Raw genomic sequence first — 2,147 nt, forward strand, 5'->3', positions numbered from 1 at the left:
CATACCGAAGGTCCTGCATCGCCTGCTCGATATCCGGGACCACGAAGCACACATGGTAGAAGGCAGTCATTCACCCATGATCGAGCACGTCACCCCAGAAGCCCAGAGCTTAAAGAACTTCCCAATGACGATGTCAAGTTGCCGTCGTGACGGTTGGTAGGACCTCGTAACACTCTCCGTCGCGGATCATGGCCCATAAGACGTTGGCTCGTCGACGGGCCAGAGCGAGCAGGGCCTGCTTGTGCCCCTTGCCCTCGTTCCGCTTGCGCCCGTAGTAGGTCTGGGAGGCGGCGCAGGTTCTCAGGCTGGCCATCGCGAGAGGTAGAAGGCCCGGAGCAGGCCGCGGTGGTAGCGGCGTGGGCGGCGCATGTTGCCGATGACGCGGCCGGAGTCCCGCGGCACTGGTGAGAGGCCGGCGAAGGACGCCATGCGGTCGGCCGTGCCGAAAGCCTCCAGATCGCCACTGGTGGCAGCGATGAACTCGGCGCCGAGGAGGGTGCCCATGCCGGGCAGGCTGCGGATCACCGTCGCGTGTTGGTGCTCGTTGAACCGGGCTTCGATGAGCGCGTCGAGTTCGGCGATCTCCTGGTCGAGGGTCAGCACGCCCTTGGCGATGCGGGCGACCATGGCGGCCGCGAGAGTCTCTCCCGGCAGGGCGGTGTGCTGGGACCTGGCCGCCTCGACAGCAGTCTCAGCGAGCATGGCGGCGTTCTTCACCTTGCGGTTCTTCAGCCAGGTTCCGATGCGCCTGGCCCCGCTGCGGCGGATCGCCGCCGACGTCTGGTAGCCGGTCAACAGCATGACCGGACCCTTCTTACTCAGGTTCAGTGCCCGCTCCAACGCCGGGAAAAACTCCAGTAGTTGGGCCCGCAGCCGGTTGGTCTGACGGGTGCGGTCGTTGACCAGGTCGAGGCGGCGGGCGGTGAGAGTTCGCAGGTCGACGGCTATCTCGTCGCCGGGCCGCAGGAGGCCGAGGTCCTGACGCATGCGTGCCTGGTCGGCGATGACGAACGCGTCCTTCTCGTCTGTCTTGCCCTGGCCACGGTAGGCGGCCGACGCCTGGTGCACGGCCAGGCCGGTGATGTAGACCATCGGCTGGTCGTGGCTGAGCAGGAGACCGATGAGCAGGGCGGCCCCACCGTGGTTGATGTCCACCGCCCATAGGGCATCCTCGGAGAGCGCGAGTACATCTGCGATCAGCTCCAGCAGGGCCGGTTCGTCGTTGAAGACTCGGCGTGAAAGGAGGCGTTCGCCGCGCTCGTCGACCACCACGCAGTGGTGGTGTTCCTTGCCGATGTCCACTCCGGCCCAAATCTGGGGCACGGTCACCTCCGCCAGCTCGTCGTTGCACGTCGATCCCGCAGACGACCTCGCCGACGTTGTCCTGCACAGCGATCGAGTCGCGTATCCCAATTAGCGGTCGAGTCGTCGCGGGGCTCCGGGCGGCCAAGTTTTTTGAGCCATCGAACGGCGACAAGCTCACAGCCATACCCAGAACCCCCGGGCCCGCCGATCTTACGAATGACCAGCTCTGACCCACGCTTGGAAGGTAGGACAAGCTCAACGCCGCGGAGACTCGCGTCCGCTTCTTCGAGGACACCGTGGTCCCCTATTTGGGAACTGCCAGCCCGACCGGACGGATCGCTGGCCAGCAGCTCCGGCTACTGGCCTGGGAGCTCAAAGGCTCCGTCGGCTACCGCGAGGAGTGGCGCCCATGATCCCGAGCGCGCTCTATCTCCCCGGCGCGAGCCTTCCCCGTTGGTTGCAGATCACCGTCGGCGTCGTGGTCCGCGGCCTATTGGCCGCCCGCGTCTGGCTGCACCTGCGCCGCAGACGATAGGGCCCAGCCGGTTCCCGGCTCGCCCTGCTCGCGCGCAGCGCCACACTCCCCACGCGCAACAAGCCGTCGGCGAGGCGGAAAGCTGACAGGACCCGGACTCATGCGCGCCCGCCCCTGTCCCGTCAGCACCGTCCAGGCCGAGACGGCCAGCAGACTGCCGACCAGGCCGCCGCCGGTGTTGAAGATGACGTCGTCGACGTCGACAACCCTGCCGGCGTTCATCGCCAGCTGCACCGCCTCGATGGTGACGCTCAACGCGAAGCAGCCGATCGCGATTGCTGAAGGCGAAGGGCGCCGGGCCGCCGCA

At 66.8% G+C, this 2,147-nt stretch carries 1 protein-coding gene and 1 pseudogene; both read right to left on the reverse strand.

The features are described 5' to 3' along the window. Positions 1–133 precede the first annotated feature (133 nt). Positions 134–1,323 (reverse strand): annotated as a pseudogene (locus IG78_RS43555) (IS110 family RNA-guided transposase). A gap of 472 nt (positions 1,324–1,795) precedes the next feature. After that, positions 1,796–2,147: VanZ family protein (locus IG78_RS47350; protein WP_169749753.1), on the reverse strand; the 352-nt coding region annotated here is incomplete at its 5' end.

It is taken from the genome of Streptomyces aureocirculatus (assembly GCF_000720475.1).
GTDB lineage: Bacteria > Actinomycetota > Actinomycetes > Streptomycetales > Streptomycetaceae > Streptomyces > Streptomyces aureocirculatus.